The sequence below is a fragment of the Serratia sp. JSRIV001 genome (assembly GCF_019968745.1).
GTDB classification, from domain to species: Bacteria; Pseudomonadota; Gammaproteobacteria; order Enterobacterales; family Enterobacteriaceae; genus Chania; species Chania fonticola_B.
In genome coordinates, this window is record NZ_CP074147.1 from 5,228,827 (window position 1) to 5,247,591 (window position 18,765).

Sequence of the window (18,765 nt, forward strand, 5' to 3'; positions counted from 1 at the left end):
AGCATACTGCGCCCGGTTAACTCGTGCTATCCTCCGTTCATCTTCCTCAACACTAACTAAAACTCTATGTTTGCTAAGCTCTTGCGTTCTATTGTTATTGGTTTGGTCGTTGCCGGTATACTGCTGGCTGCCCTGCCCGTATTGCGTTCTACCAATAACATATACGCCAGCAAATCTGAGAATACCAGCGATCAAACGCCGGCCAGCTATAACACCGGCGTGCGCCGGGCTGCCCCTGCCGTCGTCAACATCTACAACCGCAACATCAGCGGCGCGACCAACGTGCTCTCCCTGGGTTCCGGTGTGATCATGAACGATCGCGGCTACATCATTACCAACCGCCACGTAATCAAAGATGCACAACAGATCACCGTCGTACTGCAAGATGGCCGCCGCTATGAGGCATTATTGGTCGGCTCCGATAGCCTGACCGACCTGGCCGTGCTGAAAATCGATCCGGGCAACTTGCCAGTGATCCCAATTAATACCGCACGCCCCGCACGCATCGGTGATGTGGCGCTGGCGATCGGTAACCCGTACAACCTTGGGCAAACCGTTACCCAGGGTATTATCAGCGCTACCGGGCGTATCAGCCTGAGTACCACCGGGCGCCAAACCTTCCTGCAAACCGATGCTTCCATCAACCGGGGTAACTCCGGCGGTGCGCTGGTTAACTCCCTGGGTGAGCTGATGGGCATCAACACGCTGACCTACGACAAGATCACCGATGGCGAAACGCCAGAGGGGCTAGGCTTTGCCATCCCGGTAGAACTGGCGACCAAGATCATGGATAAGCTGATCCGTGATGGCCGGGTGATCCGCGGCTACTTTGGTATTCAGGGCAAAGAGATTATCCCGGTGCGCACCTCGGCGACCGGCATCGATCGCCTGCAGGGGATCATCGTGACCGAAATTACCCCTAACGGCCCGGCCGCCAATGCGGGGTTCCGTATTAATGACATTATCATTAACGTCGATAACAAACCGGCGGTGTCGGTATTAGAGACGATGGATCAGGTGGCGGAGATCCGCCCTGGGACGGAGATCCCGGTGGTGGTGCTACGCGATGGGCAACGCATTACGCTGCATATGGCGGTGGGTGAGTTCCCAGAGGATAATAATTAGTCAGCAAAAAGCCCGGCGAGCCGGGCTTTATTCGCACAAACAGGCTAAAATTCTCGATTACTCGCCTTTCACACGTTCAATATTGGCACCCAGCGCACGCAGTTTGTCTTCAATGCGCTCGTAGCCACGGTCGATGTGATAAATACGATCCACCACCGTTACGCCTTCGGCAATACAACCGGCCAATACCAGGCTGGCAGAGGCTCGCAGATCGGTCGCCATCACCTGTGCACCAGAAAGTTGCTCTACGCCGTGGCAAATCACAGTGTTGCTCTCGATTTCCGCGTGTGCGCCCATACGGATCAGCTCAGGCACGTGCATAAAGCGGTTTTCGAAGATCGTCTCGGTGATCACACCGGTCCCTTCCGCTACCAGGTTCAACAGGCTGAACTGCGCCTGCATATCGGTTGGGAAACCAGGGTGTGGAGCCGTGCGCAGGGTTACCGCTTTCGGGCGTTTGCCATGCATGTCCAGGCTGATCCAGTCTTCACCCACTTCGATATCGGCCCCTGCTTCACGCAGTTTGGCCAACACCGCATCCAGCGTATCTGGACGGGTATTGCGGCACAGCACCTTGCCACCGGAAACGGCAGCGGCAACCAGGAAGGTACCGGTTTCGATACGGTCTGGCAGCACACGGTAAACCCCGCCACCCAGGCGCTCAACGCCTTCGATGGTGATCCGGTCCGTGCCCGCGCCGCTGATTTTGGCACCCAGCGTGTTGAGGAAGTTGGCGGTATCGACGATTTCCGGCTCACGTGCCGCGTTCTCGATGATAGTGGTACCGGTCGCCAGGGTTGCAGCACTCATGATGGTGACGGTTGCGCCTACGCTGACCTTATCCATCACGATATGTGCGCCCTTCAGGCGCCCTTCCACAGAGGCCTTGACGTAGCCCTCTTCCAGTTTGATTTCCGCACCCAGCTGCTCCAGGCCGGTAATGTGCAGGTCAACCGGACGTGCGCCAATGGCACAACCACCTGGCAGTGATACCTGGCCACGGCCAAAGCGCGCTACCAGTGGCCCCAATGCCCAAATGGAGGCACGCATGGTTTTCACCAGATCGTAGGGAGCACAAAACTCGTTCACGCCGCTGGCATCAACATAGACCGAGCCATTACGCTCGATCTTGGTACCCAACTGGCTGAGCAGTTTGATGGTGGTGTCAATGTCCTTCAGCTTCGGGACGTTTTGCAGTTCGACAGGCTCTTCCGCCAGCAAGGCGGCAAACAGGATCGGCAGGGCGGCGTTTTTCGCCCCGGAAATGGTCACTTCACCGCTAAGACGGGTCCGGCCATGCACACGAAATTTATCCATTTAACTACTCTCTGTTATCTGTTCTGAGCTGCCTGCCCGCTGGGCAAACAGCCTTAAAATCCGTTGAGTTTGCGATCCCGCTGCCACTCTTCTGGGGTATATGCCTTGATCGACAAAGCATGAATGCGGTTGTCCGCGATGTATTCCATCAGCGGCGCATAGACGGCTTGCTGTTTCTTGACGCGGCTCATGGTGGCAAACAGTTCACCCACGGCGATCACCTGAAAATGGCTGCCATCGCCGGTCACATGCGCTTCTTCCAGTGCCAGCGCCTTCATCAGCACGTCTTTAATTTCGCTATTTTCCATAGTATCCAATTCTGCATCGAAGGATCATAGTCACCAGTGGCGACTTCTTGGCGTCTATCTTAGTGGAATCCGCCGCTTTCTTAAACCAAAGAAAAAGCCCCCGAGTAACAGGGGCCTTTAACTGATTTTTTCCGGTCAACCCGCCGAAAATGTGGCTAACTAGCGGTTTCGACAGGCATTATTGCTGACAAATTGTAGAGCGTGATCAGCGTTTGCAACCGTTCTGTGATACCGGAAATTTTTATCTCAATTCCCTGCTGGCGCCGTTGCTCACGTAAATGCAGCAGCAGGGCCAGGCCGGCAGAGTCCACGCGCTGCAGTTGAGCCACATCAATCACGGTTTTGTCTGCCAACAGCGTCTCACGTTGCTGCCACAGCGGCAATAACGTCTCACGATCCAGCTCGCCGCTCAGCACCAGCGTTTGCTGTTGTGATGTCCAACTCAGCGCTGCGACCATCAGTTTTTCTGATCCAGAGTGATTGGCTGTTTGGCGGCCGCTTGCAGCTGCTGGGTCAAACCGTCTACGCCTTTGAGGCGCAGAGTCGATGCCCACTCATTCTGCTTGGTGGTGATCATGCTGACACCTTCGGCAATCATGTCATACGCCTGCCAGTGACCGGTTTTGCTGTTCTTACGCCATTGGAAATCCAGACGCACCGGCGGGCGACCGCCTTTATCGATGATAGTCACGCGGATCGCAATGATATCGGCATTGCCTAGCGGCTGCTCCGGTTCGATCTGATAGGTCTGGCCCTGGTACATGGCCAATGCCTGACCATATGCCTGCTCCAGATAAGCCTGGAAGGCGGCAAAGTAAGCTTCGCGCTGGGCTGGCGTGGCGTCTTTGTAGTAACGGCCCAGCACCAACGCACCCGCGTACTTCACCTGCACGAACGGCATCAGCTCTTCATGCACGATGGTGCGCAGGTAGTTGGGATCCTGCTTGATTTTTGGCTGCTCGCTTTTCAGGCGGGTGAAGGTTTTCTGCGCAGCGTCTTGCATCAGGCTGTATGGGTTAGTCTGATCGACCGCACTAGCTAGCGGAGCAACTACCAGCAGGGCAACCATTAAAAAACGTTTAAACATGCAAGTTTCCTCGATTAATGAGTTGTAGCGGAATGCGCAGCGGCATCCGGTGCCGGAGCTGCAGCGGTGCCATCCGGTGAATTCGAGCTATCCTGACCACCGCTCTTATAGAGGAACTGGCCGATCAAGTCTTCCAGCACCATGGCTGATTTGGTGTCCTGAATGGTCCCACCATCCTTAAGGATAGTCGTGCCCATCTCGGGATCTTCAAAACCGACATTCAGCGCCAGATACTGTTCACCCAGCAGGCCGGAGGTGCGGATCGCCAGCGAACTGGTGTCCGGGATCTGGTTGTATTGTTGCTGGATATCCAACGCCACTCGTGGCGTGTAGGTCTTCGGGTCGAGCGAGATAGCTGCAACCCGACCAATCATCACCCCACCAATCTTCACCGGTGAACGCGCTTTCAAACCACCGATATTATCGAAGGTGGCGTAGATACGGTAAGTCGGTTCATTACCGATCGATTTAATATTGGCCACCTGGAGGCAGAGGAAGATGATGGCGCACAGCGCAATCAGCATAAACGCCCCAACCCAGATTTCACTCTTCTTCGTTTGCATCACATCAATTCCCAAACATCAGTGCAGTCAGCACGAAATCCAATCCCAACACAGCCAGTGACGAATGTACCACGGTCCTTGTCGTTGCCTGACTAATCCCTTCAGAGGTCGGTACGGCATCGTAACCATTGAAGATCGCAATCCAGCTAACGGTAATGGCAAACACCACGCTCTTGATCAGGCAGTTAAGTAAATCCTGACGCCATTCAACGGCCCCTTGCATCGCCGACCAGAAGAAACCACTGTCGATCCCCTTCCAGTCCACGCCAACAATCGCGCCGCCCCAGATGCCGATGGCCACGAAAATAATCGTCAGCAGCGGCATGCTGATAAGACCGGCCCAGAAACGTGGGGCAACAATACGCCGCAGCGGATCGATCGCCATCATTTCCAGGCTGGAAAGCTGCTCAGTGGCCTTCATCAGACCGATTTCGGCCGTCAGAGCCGAACCGGCGCGGCCAGCGAACAGCAGAGCGGTCACTACCGGCCCCAGCTCACGCAGCAATGACAACGCCACCATCATGCCCAGGCTGGCCTCGGCACTGTAGGTGGTAAGGACGATGTAACCTTGCAACCCCAACACCATGCCGATAAACAAGCCGGAAACCATGATGATCAGCAGCGACTGAACGCCCACGCTGTGTAGCTGTTTGAGCAGTAGCGGCCATTGTTTACGCGGCTCCGGGCGCCCGATCAGCGCGTGGAACAGCATCAGCCCGGCGCGTCCAAAGGCTGCGCTGGTGTTGATGCCACGGCGTCCTAACGACGCTAACGCCTTTAAAAACATGAGGTTATTTACTCCCTTCCCCTAAAAGCTCTGTCTGATAATCACCGGCCGGGTAACGGAACGGTACCGGCCCATCGGCAATACCATCCAGAAACTGACGCACTCGCGCATCAGGATTGTTCTGTAATTGCGTTGCCGAGCCTTCGGCAATCACATGGTGAGCCGCCACAATATAGGCGTAATCCGCGATACTCAAGACTTCTGGCACATCATGGGATACCACGATGCAGGTGATCCCGAGCGCGTTATTCAGCTCATCGATCAGCTTGACCAGCACGCCCATGGTGATCGGATCCTGGCCAACGAAAGGTTCGTCGAACATGATCAATGTCGGATCTAACGCGATAGCACGCGCCAAGGCCGCTCGCCGTGCCATACCGCCAGAAAGTTCGTTCGGCATCAGATCTGCCGCGCCGCGTAGCCCTACGGCTTCCAGCTTCATCAGCACCGTGCTGCGCAGGATCGGCTCCGGCAGGCGGCTGTGTTCACGCAGCGGGTAGGCCACGTTCTCAAATACCGTCAGATCGGTGAACAGCGCTCCCGACTGAAACAGCATGCTCATCTTCTTGCGTGACTCATACAACTGATGGCGCGACAGCGCCGGGATGTTGTCCCCATCAAACCAGATCTCACCGCAGTCTGGGGTCAACTGGCCACCTATCAGGCGTAACAGCGTGGTTTTACCAATGCCGGACGGCCCCATGATGGCCGTCACTTTGCCACGGGGAACCGTCAGGTTGATGTCTTCGAATATCAGCCGATCGCCGCGAGAGAAGCTCATGCCGCGCACTTCGACCAGATTATCTGCCTTCTGGTGCATGTTTATTGATCCTGTACAGGCTATTTTTTTGCAAAATCATCCGTGATGGTAAAGCAATAGGGGCAATACGTCCTATTTTTACCGAAACTTGCCCACAATGCGCTACCAATGATGCCATAGGTTTTACTTTTAGGCTCCAGACGGTCAAAATTAGGAAATAACGCAAAAAAATAAAGTCTGACTGATGACAAACTGAGAATGTTTCTGAGGGCGCAGCATGCGGCGCCCCTTCAAAGCCAGTTCATCAGGATTAGTCGCAGTCTTATGGTTCGATCTTTTACCGGGAAATTCGTTGTTTTGCACAACGTAGGGTAAGCAAGCTGGCCGATGATGGTCTTTAACCAACGAACCGGGATGATACCCCAATATAGGACCCTGAATGTTTCTCGCGATAGTGCTGTTGATCGTTGGTTTATTTTTACTGGTGTATGGGGCGGATAGATTAGTTTATGGTGCGGCGGTGATTAGCCGTTCGCTGGGGGTTCCCCCGTTGATTATCGGCATGACGATAGTCGGTATCGGCACGTCACTGCCAGAATTGATCGTATCGGTCACCGCCGCCCTTAATGGGCAGACCAACCTGGCGGTGGGCAACGTGATTGGCTCCAACATCACCAATATTTTACTGATCCTGGGGGTGGCGGCCCTGATCCATCCGCTGTCGGTTCGCTCCGAAGTGTTACGGCGTGAACTGCCGCTGATGCTGGGGGTTATCCTGTTGTGCGGCTATGTGCTGATGGATAACACCCTGAGCCGCTTCGATGGCGTACTGCTGCTGTTGGCCGCCACCGGTTTTATTCTGCTGATGCTGAAAATCGCCAGGCTGGCGCAACGTGAAGGCAACGACAGCCTGACGGTGGAGCAACTCGCCGAACTGCCGCAGGACAGCAGCAACACCGTGGCCATTCTCTGGCTGGTGCTGGCCTTCATTATTCTGCCGCTGTCATCAAGGATGATCATCGATAACGCTTCGGTGATTGCCCACTACTTTGGCCTGAGTGAACTGGTGGTTGGCCTGACGATTATCGCCATCGGCACCAGCCTGCCCGAACTGGCCACCTCGATCGCCGGAGCACTAAAAGGCGAAGATGATATGGCGGTAGGGAATATCATCGGCTCGACGATTTTTAACACGGTGATCGTGCTGGGCGTCCCTGCCCTGCTATCGCCGGGCAGTATCGATCCCGCAGCCTTCCAGCGCGATTACTGGGTCATGCTGGCGGCCGGTATCCTGCTTGCTGCCCTGTGTATTGGCCGCAAACATCGTATCGGTCATCTGGCAGGAGCTCTGTTATTATGTGGCTTTATTGCGTATCTTGCAGTGCTGTTCTTTAACCCTTTCAGTACGTTCGGCTAACCGTTGAGAATGAGTATGTCATCTAACCAGTTGCAACCGGGCTTTGACTTTCAGCAGGCCGGCAAAGAAGTGCTTCAGATTGAGCGTGATGGCCTGGCCCAGCTCGATCAGTACATCAATGCCGATTTTACCCGGGCATGTGAAGCGATCGCCGGATGCTGCGGTAAAGTCGTGGTCATGGGCATGGGAAAATCCGGCCATATCGGCTGCAAAATTGCCGCCACGCTGGCCAGTACCGGAACCCCAGCGTTCTTCGTGCATCCCGCGGAGGCTAGCCACGGCGATCTGGGCATGGTGTCGACACAGGACATCGTGCTGGCGATTTCCAACTCCGGTGAGTCGAACGAAATTCTGGCGCTGATCCCGGTGTTGAAACGCCAGCAGATCCCACTGATTTGCATGACCAACAATCCGGAAAGCTCGATGGGCAAGGCGGCAGACGTACATCTGTGCATCAAGGTACCGCAGGAGGCTTGCCCTCTGGGTTTGGCCCCCACCACCAGCACCACCGCCACATTGGTCATGGGCGATGCATTAGCCGTAGCGCTGCTGAAGGCCCGGGGCTTCACCCCGGAAGATTTCGCCCTGTCCCACCCAGGTGGAGCTTTGGGCCGCCGCCTGCTGCTGCGCGTTAGTGATATCATGCACAGCGGCGATGAAATTCCGCACGTCAGCCCCGATGCCTCGCTGCGCGACGCGCTGCTGGAGATCACCCGTAAAAACCTGGGCATGACGGTGATCTGCGACGATCTGATGAAGATCGCCGGTATTTTTACCGACGGTGACTTACGCCGGGTGTTCGATATGGGGATCGATCTGAATAATGCCAACATCACCGACGTCATGACGCTAGGCGGTATCCGGGTGCGCCCGAACCTGCTGGCGGTCGATGCGCTCAATCTGATGCAGCAACGCCATATCACCGCCGTGCTGGTTGCCGATGGCGACCAATTGCTGGGTGTGGTACATATGCATGACATGCTGCGCGCTGGCGTCGTTTAATGAAAGGAACGAACTGCATGAGTCTGGTTGAAACCTGTTACGGGCCGGTAGCTGAAGAAGTCATGGTCCGCGCCGGGAAAATCCGCCTGTTGATTTGTGATGTCGACGGCGTGCTGTCAGATGGCCTGATCTACATGGGCAATAACGGTGAAGAGCTGAAAGCCTTCAACGTCCGTGACGGCTACGGCATCCGCTGCCTGAAAACCTCGGGTATCGAGGTGGCCATCATCACCGGGCGTTCGGCCAAACTGCTGGAAGACCGGGCAAAAACGTTGGATATCACCCATCTGTATCAAGGGCAGTCCGATAAGCTTTTGGCCTTCCGTGAACTGTTGGATAAACTGTCCCTGATGCCAGATGAAATCGCCTACATCGGCGACGATCTGATCGACTGGCCGGTCATGGCCGAAGTCGGTCTGGCCGTCGCGGTGGCCGATGCGCATCCATTATTGTTACCTCGCGCCCATTATGTCACCCGTATCAACGGTGGTCGTGGTGCGGTGCGCGAGCTGTGCGACCTGATCCTGCTGGCGCAAAACAAGCTGGAGGACGCCAAAGGGCTGTCAATATGAGTAAAACCAAACTTTGGATCACCCTCTTGCTGACCGTGATCGCGCTGGCGCTGATTGGCTGGAACATGGCCGATTTCAGCGATGACGACAATTCGGTACCGGTCAACAACCAAGACCCGACCTATCAGAGCCAGCATACCGTGACCGTGGTATACAATCCGGCCGGGCAGCTAAGCTATAAGCTGGTGGCAGAAGAGGTTAAATATTACACCGCTGATGAGTTAAGCTGGTTCACCCAGCCGGTGATGACGCTGTTTGATGAGCATGCCGTGGCCACCTGGTCAATACGCGCCGATCGCGCCAAGCTGACCAAAAACCGCATGCTGTATCTGTACGGCCACGTAGAGGTGAACAGTTTGACAACCACCTCACAGCTGGAAAAAATTAAAACCGATAATGCCCAGATTAATCTGGTCACCCAGGACGTTTCTTCCGATGATGAAGTCACCCTGTTCGGCACGAATTTCACCTCTAACGGCATGAAAATGCGTGGTAATCTGCGGAACAAAACCGCTGAGCTGATTGATAAGGTCAAGACCAACTATGAAATTCAGAACCAAAAGCCAACTCCGTAATCTGTTGATCGTCAGCCTCGTTTTGACCGCCAGCTCCCCCGCATTGGCGTTGAAATCCGACTCTGACCAACCGGTAAGTATCGACTCGCTGAAACAGTCGCTGGATATGCAGAGCAACGTCAGCACCTTTACCGACAACGTGGTGATCAAGCAGGGCACCATCGAGATCAAGGCCGATAAGGTCGTGGTCACGCGCCCGGGTGGCGATCAGAATAAAACCTATATTGAAGCGTTCGGCAATCCGGTAACCTTCTACCAGATGCAGGACAACGGCAAGCCGGTGAAAGGCCATGCGCAGAAAGTTCGTTACGACGTCGCGCCGCAGCTGATCACCCTCACCGGCAACGCCTATCTGGAACAGCTCGATAGCAACGTGAAGGGCGACCGTATTACCTATCTGGTGCCACAGCAGCAGATGCAGGCGTTCAGCGATAAAGGCAAACGCGTGACCACGGTTCTGGTGCCATCACAGTTGCAAGACAAAAACGGTCAAAAGAAGAGTAACTAATTACTTATGGCAACACTCATCGCAGAAAACCTGGCGAAAGCCTACAAAGGCCGCAAAGTCGTTGAAGACGTGAGCCTGAAAGTGAAATCTGGCGAGATCGTCGGCCTGCTGGGGCCAAACGGTGCCGGTAAGACCACCACTTTCTACATGGTGGTCGGCATCGTTCAGCGCGACGCCGGGCGCATCGTGATCGATGACGAAGATATCAGTATCCTGCCGCTGCACGCCCGCGCACGCCGCGGTATCGGTTACCTGCCGCAGGAAGCCTCTATCTTCCGCCGCCTGAGTGTTTACGACAACCTGATGGCGGTGCTGGAGATCCGCAACGATCTCACCCGTGAGCAACGCAACGATCGGGCTATCGAGCTGCTGGAAGAGTTTCATATCTCCCACCTGCGTGACAACCTGGGCCAATCGCTTTCCGGTGGTGAACGCCGCCGCGTGGAGATTGCCCGTGCGTTGGCCGCCAACCCGAAATTTATCCTGCTGGATGAACCTTTCGCCGGGGTTGACCCGATTTCCGTTATCGATATCAAGAAAATCATCGAGCACCTGCGCGACAGCGGCCTTGGCGTGCTGATCACCGATCATAACGTGCGCGAGACGCTGGACGTGTGCGAACGTGCCTATATCGTCAGCCAGGGCAAGCTGATTGCCCACGGCACGCCGGACGCCATCCTGGCCGATGAGCAGGTGAAACGCGTTTATCTGGGCGAAGAGTTCCGCCTGTAGGTTCCAGCGGCAGGCCAACAGGCCGCCGTTAACGGAAGTAGCAGAAGATTATGAAGCAAGGTTTGCAACTCAGGCTCAGCCAGCAACTGGCCATGACCCCCCAACTTCAGCAGGCGATCCGCCTGTTGCAGCTGTCCACGCTTGAGCTCCAGCAGGAGATCCAACTGGCGCTAGAGAGCAACCCGCTGCTTGAACAGACCGAAGACCAGCACGAAGAGATCGACACCAAAGAAAGCGTCGAGACCGAAGGGCTAGACACCCGCGAAGCGCTGGAACAGAAGGACATGCCCGAAGAGCTGCCTTTGGATGCCACCTGGGATGAGATCTATACCGCGGGCACCCCGTCCGGCACCGGTACCGACTATGGCGATGACGAACTGCCGGTCTATCAGGGCGAAACCACGCAAACGCTGCAGGACTACCTGATGTGGCAAGTGGATCTGACACCGTTCTCTGACACCGATGCCGCCATCGCCACCTCGATCGTCGACGCTGTCGATGACACCGGCTATCTCACCGTACCGCTGGAAGACATTCTGGAGAGTATGGGTGACGATAACGTGACGATGGACGAGGTCGAAGCGGTATTGAAGCGCGTACAGCGTTTTGATCCGGTCGGCGTCGCGGCGCGCGATCTGCGTGACTGCCTGCTGATCCAGCTTTCCCAGTATGCCAAAGACACGCCCTATCTGGCGGAGGCCCGCCTGATCGTCAGCGAGCATCTGGATTTGCTGGCCAACCACGACTTTCGCAGCCTGATGCGAACAACTCGCTTAAAAGAAGATACACTGAAAGAAGCGATGGTGTTGATCCACTCGCTCGATCCGCGCCCTGGGCAGTCGATCAATACCGGTGAATCCGAGTATGTGATCCCGGACGTGCTGGTGCGCAAGGTGCAGGACAAGTGGGTGGTAGAGCTTAATGCAGACAGCATCCCACGGCTGAAAATCAACCAGCAATATGCGGCACTGGGCAACACGGTGCGCAACGATGCCGACGGCCAGTATATCCGCAGCAATTTGCAGGAAGCGAAGTGGCTGATCAAGAGCCTGGAAAGCCGGAACGACACGCTGCTCAAGGTGACCCGCTGTATTGTCGAACAGCAGGAGGCGTTCTTTGAACAGGGTGCAGAATTTATGAAGCCCATGGTGCTGGCGGATATCGCCCAGGCCGTGGAAATGCATGAATCGACAATCTCACGCGTGACGACGCAGAAATTCCTGCACAGCCCGCGTGGTATTTTCGAATTGAAGTATTTCTTCTCCAGCCATGTGAATACCGACAGCGGTGGCGAAGCCTCCTCTACGGCGATCCGGGCGTTAGTGAAGAAATTGATCGCGGCGGAAAACCCTGCCAAACCGCTTAGCGACAGCAAGCTGACCACCATGCTTTCCGATCAGGGGATCATGGTGGCGCGGCGCACCGTTGCCAAGTACCGAGAGTCTTTGTCCATCCCGCCGTCCAACCAGCGTAAACAGTTGGTTTGACCTCTATAGAGAAGGAAGACATTATGCAGCTCAACATTACCGGACACCACGTCGAAGTCACCGAACCAATGCGTGAGTTCGTCAACACCAAGTTTGCCAAACTCGAGCAGTATTTTGACCGCATTAACCAGGTATATGTCGTACTCAGTGTGGAAAAAGTGCAGCAGATTGCGGAAGCAACGGTGCATGTGAATGGGGGCGAGTTGCACGCCACCTCGGAAAAAGAAGATATGTATGCCGCAATTGACTGCCTGATCGACAAACTGGCGCGTCAATTGAACAAACATAAAGACAAACTAAAGCAACACTGACATTCTGGGCCGTTATGCGATGCGTAATGGCCCACATCGTAGTCGCATTGGCTACACGGCAACCCTCGGCGCAGCACCTGTATAGGTATGCGCCGATAAGCCATCAGGGTTAAACAGGCGAAAAACCGTTTCATGAAGGTTATCAGCGCAAGCCTGCTTTCCAATGGTAAAGCAGGCTTGCAATAAAGCGACAGGACGCGGTTTTAAGTGAAGATGAGATGAACAACGAAATAATGCAATTAAGCTCGGTGTTAAACATCGAGTGCACCAGAAGCTCGGTACACTGCACCAGCAAGAAACGGGCTTTGGAAATTATCAGCGAGCTGGCGGCCAAGCAGCTCAACCTACCTTCGCAGGTGGTGTTTGACGCAGTACTCACCCGGGAACGTATGGGCAGTACCGGTATCGGCAACGGTATCGCGATCCCACACGGCAAACTGGAAGAGGACACTTTGCGGGCCGTTGGCGTGTTTATCCGCCTTGAGCAACCTATCGCCTTTGATGCCATTGATAATCAACCGGTCGATCTGCTGTTCGCCTTGCTGGTACCGGCCGATCAATGTAAAACTCACTTGCATACGCTGTCGCTGGTTGCCAAACGGCTGGCCGACAAAACCGTGTGCCGCCGCCTGCGCGCAGCGCTGAGCGACGAAGAGCTGTATCAGATCATCACCGAGTAACCAGCGGCTGGCGTGACTTTCCGCCATGAAAACGCTACTGTTTTACTTACGATATATCCGGGCCGTGGCCCGGATAATAGATCCTAACGGTGGCGATGAGCGCCATTGAGATGCCAGGGGAGTTACCACATGGTGCTGATGATTGTCAGCGGCCGTTCCGGTTCGGGGAAATCCGTCGCCTTGCGGGCGTTGGAAGACATGGGTTTTTACTGCGTTGATAACCTGCCCGTGGTGTTGTTGCCACAGCTGGCCCAGACGCTGGCCGAACGTAATAGCTCCGCTGCGGTAAGCATCGACGTCCGTAACATGCCGGAATCGCCGGAAGTGTTTGAATATGCAATGACCCAGCTGCCGGAGAGCTTCACGCCGCAGCTGCTGTTCCTTGATGCCGATCGCAACACCCTGATCCGCCGCTACAGCGACACCCGTCGCCTGCATCCTCTCTCTGCCAAGAACCTGTCGCTGGAAAGCGCGATCGATGAAGAAAGCGATCTGCTTGAGCCACTGCGTTCCCGTGCCGATCTGATTATCGATACCTCGGAAATGTCGGTGCACGAGTTGGCGGAAATGCTGCGTACCCGTCTGTTGGGCAAACGCGAACGCGAACTGACGATGGTGTTCGAATCCTTCGGCTTCAAGCACGGCATTCCTATCGATGCCGATTACGTGTTTGACGTACGCTTCCTGCCAAACCCGCACTGGGACCCTAAACTGCGCCCGATGACCGGCCTGGATAAGCCCGTGGCCTCGTTCCTCGATCGCCACACCGAAGTGCACAACTTCATCTACCAGACTCGTAGCTATCTGGAACAGTGGCTGCCGATGCTGGAGACCAACAATCGCAGCTATCTGACCGTCGCCATTGGCTGTACCGGCGGTAAGCACCGTTCGGTGTACGTGGCTGAACAGTTGGCGGATTATTTCCGTTCACGCGGCAAGAACGTGCAATCCCGTCACCGCACACTGGAAAAGCGTAAACAACAATGACGGTCAAGCAGACGGTTGAGATCAAGAACAAGCTGGGCATGCACGCCCGCCCGGCTATGAAGCTGTTTGAGCTGGTGCAGAGTTTTGACGCCGAAGTGCTGCTGCGTAATGACAGCGGCACCGAAGCGGAAGCCAGCAGCGTGATCGCGCTGCTGATGCTGGATTCCGCCCAGGGCCGCCAGATCGAAATTGAAGCCACCGGGCCGCAGGAAGAACAGGCACTGGCAGCGGTGATTGAGCTGTTTAATTCAGGCTTCGACGAAGACTGATCCCCCGACGACAAATCTTGTAGGGGCACAGCATGCGGCGCCCCTATGGCTATCAATATCTCATCATCACCGATTTCAACTCGGTATAATGCTCGATAAACGCGCTGCCGAACTCTCTGCCCATCCCCGACGATTTCACCCCACCGAATGGCAACGCCGGATCGAGGAAGGTGTGCATATTGATCCACAAGGTGCCCACTTCAATCCGCGGGATCATGCGCATCGCCTTGCTGAGATCGTTGGTCCACAGGCTGGCGGCCAGGCCATAAGGCGAATCGTTGATCATGGCGATCATCTGCTCTTCATCCTCATAGGCCAGGAAAGTGCCCACCGGGCCAAAGGCCTCCTCACGCATTAACGCATCATGCGGCCCATTAGCGCGGATCGCCGTCGGCGCAACAAAGAAGCCTGGACCTGCCAACGCCTGACCGCCGCAGACGATCTGGCTGCCATCAGCCCGTGCCTTGTCAAACAGCGCCAGTACCTTGCGGTAATGCGCCTCGTTGGCCAATGGCCCCACTTCGGTACTCTCATCCAGCGGCGAGCCCACCTTCATGGCCGCCAAGCGCTGCGTCAGCTTTGCCAGTACCTCATCGATATGGCTGGCAGGCAGGTAGAAACGCTCTGCTGCGGCACAGATTTGACCTTGGTTCAGGTAGCCCGCCTCGATAATACCGTCGACCATCTTGTCGACCGAGACGTCCGCCAGAAACGCGGCTGCATTCTTACCCCCCAGCTCCAGCGTGGTACGCACAATCCCTTGCTCCATCGCCGCTTTCCCCACCGCGATCCCGGTAGGCACCGAGCCGGTGAAGGTCACTTTGGCACAGCGCGGATGGGCGATAAGCATAGGGCCAAGGCGTGCGCCTGAACCGTTGATCACGTTGAGTGCACCAGCCGGGATGCCCGCCTCCGTTGCCAATTCCGCCACCCGCAGCATGGTTAGCGGCGTATACTCACTCGGCTTGAGCACTACTGTACAGCCACAGGTGAGCGCCGCAGCCAGCTTCCAGATGGCGATCATGATCGAGAAGTTCCACGGAATGATGCCGACCACCACGCCCAACGGCTCACGCCGGGTGAATGCGCTGTATTGCTCCCCCTGGAAGGAAGGCAATGAAACGTTCAACGTTTCCCCGCTGATTTTGCTCGACCAACCGGCAAAGTAGCGCAGGAACTGCGAGGCCATATCGATTTCCAGCCCGCGAGACAGCTGAATGGTTTTGCCGGAACACAGGCTTTCCAGCTGCGCCAGTTCCTCACGATGGGTTTGCAGCAGATCGGCCAGGCGCGTCAGGCAGTTGCCCCGCTCCAAAGGGGAAACCTGTGCCCAGCTACCGTGGAAAGCGTCAAAGGCCGCCTGCATCGCCGCGTCAACTTCAGCCTGGCCGCCTTCATTCACCTGCGCGATGGCCAGCCCGGTTGCCGGGTTAACCACCGCAAACCTTTCTACGCCGGCCCCAGCCACCGCTTGGCCGTGAATGTAATGGCCCTGCTGGCGGTCCAGAAAGGCCGTGACCTGTGGCAACAGTGTGATATCCGTCATCGTATCGCCCTCCTTGCGGGTTAGCCTTCGACAATCGCCAGATAGTGCTTCACAAAACGATCGGAGGTGATTTCCCAGCGCACCGGGGTGCCCTTCTCAACAAACCAGGAATCTCCGGCCTGATACTTTACCGACTCGCCGGTGTTCTCATTGGTCAGCGTTGCCGTGCCTTCCCATACCGTGGCATGTTCCGCAAACGAGTATTCCATCACGAAGGTGCCACGGGTACAGCTGAAGACACCGCAGTTGAGGTTGTCCGTTGGCGCGCCAAAAATCATCGCCACGCCGACGTTGGGTTCACCGGCGACCACCGTGGCCCCCAGGTTGCTGACGCTGCCAATTTGTTGCAGTTCTGGTAGCGCTTGCTTAAGCAGTAATGGTTTCATGGTTTTTCCTTATAGATTAGTGGTCAGAATTAACGACGCCCCTTCCAGTAGCCGGAAGTCTGGTGCCAAACCTTGCCCGCGGTGGTCATCACACGGCGCAGCTTGTCTTTGCCAAAAATATCCACGTGCGGGATCGAACTCATCAGTTCATAGCGATCGGACCCCTCACTCATTCCTTCCGCCAACACCTTGCAAACGATATGGCTCGGCGTCACCCCAAAGCCGGAATAGCCCTGCACGTAAAACACGTTATCGTGCTGCGGCAGAGTGCCAATCTGCGGGAACAGGTTGGCGCTGCAACACAGCGGCCCGCCCCAGGCCAGGTCGATCTTCACGTCCTTCAGATACGGGAACACTTTCAGCATCAGGTTGCGGTTCCAGGCCTTCAGGTCTGAAGGAATATATTCGACCAGCCGGGTAGCGCTGCCGAACAACAGGCGGTTCTCGTTAGTGACGCGGTAATAGTCGATCACCGGCCGGATATCGCTGTAAGCCCCGCGGATCGGACTGATCTGGCGGATCAGCTCATCAGACAGCGGTTCTGTCGCCAACTGGAAGGCGTAGGTATTGATGGTCTTTTTGTAGATAAAGGGATCCATGCCGTTGAGGAAGCCGTTGCAGGCCCACAGCATCTTGTTGGCGCGTACCGATCCCATGGCGGTGCGCACGGTAATACGCGGGCCGTATTCCACATTCAGTACGTTGCTGTTTTCGAAGATTTTCACCCCGTAACCACTCAGCGCCTGCGCCTCTCCCAATAGCAGGTTGAGAGAATGAACGTGGCCACCCCCCATGTGTTTCAGCGCACAGGTATAAGCATCAGACCCCACCACCTGCTTCACTTCGGAGCCGGTATAGAGCTCGATCTCTTCATCCGGTGAGACCGCTTTGAATTCTTTGAGCCAGGAACGCAGGGTCTTTTCCTGCCTGGCGTTGCTGCCGAGGTAGCCATAACCAAAGCAGAAATCGGCGTCGATGGCGTACTTCTTAATCCGCTCGCGGATAATCCCGGCACCGAGATTGCTGATCTTGAAGATGGTTTCTAACCCTGCCGGACCAACGTGGCGTTTGATCTTCTCCAGATCGTGGCCGATCCCGGCCATCACCTGACCACCGTTGCGACCCGTTCCGCCGTAGCCCAGATGGCGGCCCTCCAGAATAGCGATATTGGTGATGCCTTTTTCCGCCAGTTCCAGCGCCGTGTTAATGCCGGAGAAGCCACCGCCGATGATCACCACGTCAACATCCAGATCCTCTTCCAGCGTGGGGAAGCGCAGATCGTATTTCTTGGTCGCCGCGTAGTAGGTTAACGATTCGATTTGATTATTCATTGCTGCACTCCCTTTACCCATTGCCTTAGCCTGGATTATCAGCAGAGCATGGACGGGCGGCTATGTCCCTTTAGGGATATTCGCAACACTTTTTTAACATTATGCCGTACGGCGCAGGGGTGCACTCAAGAACAGGCTGAACAACTCAGCCTGAGAGCCAATATTCAGCTTGCCGTAAATATTCTTGCGATGATTTTTTACCGTACCCAGGCTGATAAACAGCCGTTCGGCGATCTGCTGCGATCCGTTGCCGCTCAGGATCAGATCGACGATCTCACGTTCACGCGGGCTTAACGCATAGCGCGCCTGGGCTGCGCTATCTAGCAGCGGGGCAGAGGGAGTGGGCACATTAGCCGCGACCACCACTTCCCCATGCAGCCGTGCCACGCTTTTTACCAGCGTCAACGCGCCACGCAGGTCAGCCAGTTGGGGATAACGCACGCCGACCGTTTGCCGGGCCGAGCCAAAAAATATGCCTAGTCCGCGTTCCGGCGTCAGTTGCAGCAACACGCCAGCCTCGTCGTGCCAGCCGGTTTTACGGTAAAAGTTACGGTAGTAATCCGTCTGGTAAAAACCACAGGGGGCCAGTTGCCGCAGCGTAAACACATCGCCATGGCCGCCGCCGTTCAGCGCCTGGTAAAAGGGATCTTCAAGGTAAGCACCCTGCTGGTAAATCTGGTTTACCGCATCGCTGTTTTCTTTCTCGGTTTTCATCAGGCAGCGCGGTGCCTGACCATATTCGAAGGCATAGACGATGGCATTATCAAAGGCGAAAAAGCCCTCTAGATAACCCAGCAGGCTGGCATAGAATTGGCGGGTAGCGACTGCGTCGATCACCGCCGATAATCTTTCGACCTGAATACTCATTCCGCCCCCACAATCATTAATAAATTAACAATCAACCTTTCCCAACGAATCAGCGACCGATATTGGGCCAATAGGCTATAAAAAGCATTCAATTGGCCAGAATGCAAGGGTATTGCTGTTTACATGTTAATCAAATCACAAGTTAGGT

Annotated in this window: 23 protein-coding genes; 12 read left to right on the forward strand and 11 right to left on the reverse strand. The window is 55.7% G+C overall.

Annotated features, from left to right (window positions below; genetic code table 11):
* Positions 1 to 66 precede the first annotated feature (66 nt).
* Positions 67 to 1,125, forward strand: coding sequence for an outer membrane-stress sensor serine endopeptidase DegS (gene degS / locus KGP17_RS24215; RefSeq protein ID WP_223498526.1), 1,059 nt, complete (start codon positions 67 to 69; stop codon positions 1,123 to 1,125).
* A 57-nt stretch (positions 1,126 to 1,182) separates the two neighbouring features.
* Here the strand turns inward: degS and murA are convergent, their stop codons facing one another.
* The 7 genes from murA to mlaF form a co-directional block, all read right to left on the reverse strand.
* On the reverse strand, positions 1,183 to 2,442 hold the full coding sequence (murA, locus tag KGP17_RS24220; protein WP_021180688.1) for a UDP-N-acetylglucosamine 1-carboxyvinyltransferase: 1,260 nt from the start codon (positions 2,440 to 2,442) through the stop codon (positions 1,183 to 1,185).
* Between the two features lie 53 nt (positions 2,443 to 2,495).
* Positions 2,496 to 2,750, reverse strand: coding sequence for a BolA family iron metabolism protein IbaG (gene ibaG / locus KGP17_RS24225; RefSeq protein ID WP_021180689.1), 255 nt, complete (start codon positions 2,748 to 2,750; stop codon positions 2,496 to 2,498).
* Positions 2,751 to 2,905: 155 nt separating this feature from the next.
* A complete protein-coding gene (gene mlaB / locus KGP17_RS24230; protein ID WP_021806952.1) occupies positions 2,906 to 3,208 on the reverse strand; it encodes a lipid asymmetry maintenance protein MlaB in 303 nt (100 codons plus the stop codon).
* On the reverse strand, positions 3,208 to 3,837 hold the full coding sequence (mlaC, locus tag KGP17_RS24235; protein WP_059198980.1) for a phospholipid-binding protein MlaC: 630 nt from the start codon (positions 3,835 to 3,837) through the stop codon (positions 3,208 to 3,210). The genes mlaB and mlaC overlap by 1 nt, the downstream gene beginning before the upstream one ends.
* Positions 3,838 to 3,851: 14 nt before the next feature.
* Entirely contained in the window at positions 3,852 to 4,400 is a 549-nt protein-coding gene (gene mlaD / locus KGP17_RS24240; protein ID WP_059198981.1) for an outer membrane lipid asymmetry maintenance protein MlaD, read from the reverse strand.
* Between the two features lie 4 nt (positions 4,401 to 4,404).
* Complete coding sequence (gene mlaE, locus KGP17_RS24245; protein ID WP_021806955.1) at positions 4,405 to 5,187, reverse strand: lipid asymmetry maintenance ABC transporter permease subunit MlaE; 783 nt, start codon at positions 5,185 to 5,187, stop codon at positions 4,405 to 4,407.
* A 4-nt stretch (positions 5,188 to 5,191) separates the two neighbouring features.
* Positions 5,192 to 6,007 (reverse strand): phospholipid ABC transporter ATP-binding protein MlaF, encoded by an 816-nt coding sequence (gene mlaF / locus KGP17_RS24250; protein ID WP_223498527.1) that lies wholly within the window; start codon positions 6,005 to 6,007, stop codon positions 5,192 to 5,194.
* 379 nt (positions 6,008 to 6,386) lie between these two features.
* Between mlaF and KGP17_RS24255 the strand changes: the two genes are divergently transcribed.
* From KGP17_RS24255 to npr, 11 genes are all read left to right on the forward strand, one after another.
* Entirely contained in the window at positions 6,387 to 7,364 is a 978-nt protein-coding gene (locus tag KGP17_RS24255) for a calcium/sodium antiporter (protein ID WP_021806956.1), read from the forward strand.
* Between the two features lie 15 nt (positions 7,365 to 7,379).
* Positions 7,380 to 8,366, forward strand: coding sequence for an arabinose-5-phosphate isomerase KdsD (kdsD, locus tag KGP17_RS24260; RefSeq protein WP_021806957.1), 987 nt, complete (start codon positions 7,380 to 7,382; stop codon positions 8,364 to 8,366).
* 17 nt (positions 8,367 to 8,383) lie between these two features.
* Positions 8,384 to 8,938: a 3-deoxy-manno-octulosonate-8-phosphatase KdsC gene (gene kdsC, locus KGP17_RS24265; protein WP_021180697.1), complete on the forward strand. Its 555-nt coding sequence runs from the start codon at positions 8,384 to 8,386 to the stop codon at positions 8,936 to 8,938.
* Positions 8,935 to 9,513, forward strand: coding sequence for an LPS export ABC transporter periplasmic protein LptC (gene lptC, locus KGP17_RS24270; protein ID WP_021806958.1), 579 nt, complete (start codon positions 8,935 to 8,937; stop codon positions 9,511 to 9,513). The genes kdsC and lptC overlap by 4 nt, the downstream gene beginning before the upstream one ends.
* Entirely contained in the window at positions 9,482 to 10,021 is a 540-nt protein-coding gene (gene lptA / locus KGP17_RS24275) for a lipopolysaccharide ABC transporter substrate-binding protein LptA (RefSeq protein ID WP_021180699.1), read from the forward strand. Before lptC ends, lptA begins: the two co-directional genes overlap by 32 nt.
* A gap of 6 nt (positions 10,022 to 10,027) precedes the next feature.
* On the forward strand, positions 10,028 to 10,753 hold the full coding sequence (lptB, locus tag KGP17_RS24280; protein ID WP_179248531.1) for an LPS export ABC transporter ATP-binding protein: 726 nt from the start codon (positions 10,028 to 10,030) through the stop codon (positions 10,751 to 10,753).
* A gap of 50 nt (positions 10,754 to 10,803) precedes the next feature.
* On the forward strand, positions 10,804 to 12,240 hold the full coding sequence (gene rpoN, locus KGP17_RS24285) for an RNA polymerase factor sigma-54 (RefSeq protein ID WP_021180701.1): 1,437 nt from the start codon (positions 10,804 to 10,806) through the stop codon (positions 12,238 to 12,240).
* Between the two features lie 23 nt (positions 12,241 to 12,263).
* Positions 12,264 to 12,551: a ribosome hibernation promoting factor gene (gene hpf, locus KGP17_RS24290; protein ID WP_021180702.1), complete on the forward strand. Its 288-nt coding sequence runs from the start codon at positions 12,264 to 12,266 to the stop codon at positions 12,549 to 12,551.
* Positions 12,552 to 12,769: 218 nt separating this feature from the next.
* The gene (gene ptsN / locus KGP17_RS24295; RefSeq protein ID WP_024483720.1) at positions 12,770 to 13,231 is read left to right on the forward strand and encodes a PTS IIA-like nitrogen regulatory protein PtsN; all 462 of its coding nucleotides are present in this window, start codon (positions 12,770 to 12,772) and stop codon (positions 13,229 to 13,231) included.
* Positions 13,232 to 13,360: 129 nt separating this feature from the next.
* A complete protein-coding gene (gene rapZ / locus KGP17_RS24300) occupies positions 13,361 to 14,218 on the forward strand; it encodes an RNase adapter RapZ (RefSeq protein WP_021180704.1) in 858 nt (285 codons plus the stop codon).
* Entirely contained in the window at positions 14,215 to 14,487 is a 273-nt protein-coding gene (npr, locus tag KGP17_RS24305; RefSeq protein ID WP_021180705.1) for a PTS phosphocarrier protein NPr, read from the forward strand. Before rapZ ends, npr begins: the two co-directional genes overlap by 4 nt.
* A 52-nt stretch (positions 14,488 to 14,539) precedes the next feature.
* On the opposite strand, the gene KGP17_RS24310 is transcribed toward npr, so the two are convergent.
* From KGP17_RS24310 to KGP17_RS24325, 4 genes are all read right to left on the reverse strand, one after another.
* Complete coding sequence (locus KGP17_RS24310; RefSeq protein ID WP_223498528.1) at positions 14,540 to 16,033, reverse strand: aldehyde dehydrogenase family protein; 1,494 nt, start codon at positions 16,031 to 16,033, stop codon at positions 14,540 to 14,542.
* A 20-nt stretch (positions 16,034 to 16,053) separates the two neighbouring features.
* Complete coding sequence (locus KGP17_RS24315) at positions 16,054 to 16,419, reverse strand: cupin domain-containing protein (RefSeq protein ID WP_223498529.1); 366 nt, start codon at positions 16,417 to 16,419, stop codon at positions 16,054 to 16,056.
* A gap of 29 nt (positions 16,420 to 16,448) precedes the next feature.
* Positions 16,449 to 17,750, reverse strand: coding sequence for an FAD-binding oxidoreductase (locus KGP17_RS24320; RefSeq protein ID WP_223498530.1), 1,302 nt, complete (start codon positions 17,748 to 17,750; stop codon positions 16,449 to 16,451).
* A gap of 99 nt (positions 17,751 to 17,849) precedes the next feature.
* A complete protein-coding gene (locus KGP17_RS24325; RefSeq protein WP_021806965.1) occupies positions 17,850 to 18,617 on the reverse strand; it encodes a response regulator transcription factor in 768 nt (255 codons plus the stop codon).
* Positions 18,618 to 18,765: the final 148 nt, after the last annotated feature.

Excerpts from the sequence above, each read along its gene's own strand:
- degS (WP_223498526.1), top strand. The coding sequence starts at position 67 with ATGTTTGCTAAGCTCTTGCGTTCTATTGTTATTGGTTTGGTCGTTGCC.
- murA (WP_021180688.1), bottom strand. The coding sequence starts at position 2,442 with ATGGATAAATTTCGTGTGCATGGCCGGACCCGTCTTAGCGGTGAAGTG.
- ibaG (WP_021180689.1), bottom strand. The coding sequence starts at position 2,750 with ATGGAAAATAGCGAAATTAAAGACGTGCTGATGAAGGCGCTGGCACTG.
- mlaB (WP_021806952.1), bottom strand. The coding sequence starts at position 3,208 with ATGGTCGCAGCGCTGAGTTGGACATCACAACAGCAAACGCTGGTGCTG.
- mlaC (WP_059198980.1), bottom strand. The coding sequence starts at position 3,837 with ATGTTTAAACGTTTTTTAATGGTTGCCCTGCTGGTAGTTGCTCCGCTA.
- mlaD (WP_059198981.1), bottom strand. The coding sequence starts at position 4,400 with ATGCAAACGAAGAAGAGTGAAATCTGGGTTGGGGCGTTTATGCTGATT.
- mlaE (WP_021806955.1), bottom strand. The coding sequence starts at position 5,187 with ATGTTTTTAAAGGCGTTAGCGTCGTTAGGACGCCGTGGCATCAACACC.
- mlaF (WP_223498527.1), bottom strand. The coding sequence starts at position 6,007 with ATGCACCAGAAGGCAGATAATCTGGTCGAAGTGCGCGGCATGAGCTTC.
- KGP17_RS24255 (WP_021806956.1), top strand. The coding sequence starts at position 6,387 with ATGTTTCTCGCGATAGTGCTGTTGATCGTTGGTTTATTTTTACTGGTG.
- kdsD (WP_021806957.1), top strand. The coding sequence starts at position 7,380 with ATGTCATCTAACCAGTTGCAACCGGGCTTTGACTTTCAGCAGGCCGGC.
- kdsC (WP_021180697.1), top strand. The coding sequence starts at position 8,384 with ATGAGTCTGGTTGAAACCTGTTACGGGCCGGTAGCTGAAGAAGTCATG.
- lptC (WP_021806958.1), top strand. The coding sequence starts at position 8,935 with ATGAGTAAAACCAAACTTTGGATCACCCTCTTGCTGACCGTGATCGCG.
- lptA (WP_021180699.1), top strand. The coding sequence starts at position 9,482 with ATGAAATTCAGAACCAAAAGCCAACTCCGTAATCTGTTGATCGTCAGC.
- lptB (WP_179248531.1), top strand. The coding sequence starts at position 10,028 with ATGGCAACACTCATCGCAGAAAACCTGGCGAAAGCCTACAAAGGCCGC.
- rpoN (WP_021180701.1), top strand. The coding sequence starts at position 10,804 with ATGAAGCAAGGTTTGCAACTCAGGCTCAGCCAGCAACTGGCCATGACC.
- hpf (WP_021180702.1), top strand. The coding sequence starts at position 12,264 with ATGCAGCTCAACATTACCGGACACCACGTCGAAGTCACCGAACCAATG.
- ptsN (WP_024483720.1), top strand. The coding sequence starts at position 12,770 with ATGAACAACGAAATAATGCAATTAAGCTCGGTGTTAAACATCGAGTGC.
- rapZ (WP_021180704.1), top strand. The coding sequence starts at position 13,361 with ATGGTGCTGATGATTGTCAGCGGCCGTTCCGGTTCGGGGAAATCCGTC.
- npr (WP_021180705.1), top strand. The coding sequence starts at position 14,215 with ATGACGGTCAAGCAGACGGTTGAGATCAAGAACAAGCTGGGCATGCAC.
- KGP17_RS24310 (WP_223498528.1), bottom strand. The coding sequence starts at position 16,033 with ATGACGGATATCACACTGTTGCCACAGGTCACGGCCTTTCTGGACCGC.
- KGP17_RS24315 (WP_223498529.1), bottom strand. The coding sequence starts at position 16,419 with ATGAAACCATTACTGCTTAAGCAAGCGCTACCAGAACTGCAACAAATT.
- KGP17_RS24320 (WP_223498530.1), bottom strand. The coding sequence starts at position 17,750 with ATGAATAATCAAATCGAATCGTTAACCTACTACGCGGCGACCAAGAAA.
- KGP17_RS24325 (WP_021806965.1), bottom strand. The coding sequence starts at position 18,617 with ATGAGTATTCAGGTCGAAAGATTATCGGCGGTGATCGACGCAGTCGCT.